A 223-nucleotide genomic window follows, 5' to 3' on the forward strand; every position below is an offset into this window, starting at 1 on the left:
CCAGCGCCTGGCCCAGATGGCGCGCGCGGCCGGCATCCACGTGATCCTGGCGACGCAGCGCCCGTCGGTCGACGTGATCACCGGCACCATCAAGGCGAACTTCCCGACCCGGATCTCGTTCCAGGTGACCTCCAAGATCGACAGCCGCACCATCCTGGGCGAGATGGGCGCCGAGCAGCTCCTGGGCCAGGGCGACATGCTCTACATGGCCGGCGGCGGGCGC

General features: G+C 70.4%; 1 protein-coding gene. It reads left to right on the forward strand.

Annotated elements, in window-relative coordinates; genetic code table 11:
* On the forward strand, positions 1-223 hold a 223-nt coding region (locus tag E4K09_RS14015), incomplete at both ends, for an FtsK/SpoIIIE domain-containing protein (RefSeq protein WP_134495836.1).

Source organism: Microvirga pakistanensis, from assembly GCF_004458765.1.
GTDB classification, from domain to species: Bacteria; Pseudomonadota; Alphaproteobacteria; order Rhizobiales; family Beijerinckiaceae; genus Microvirga; species Microvirga pakistanensis.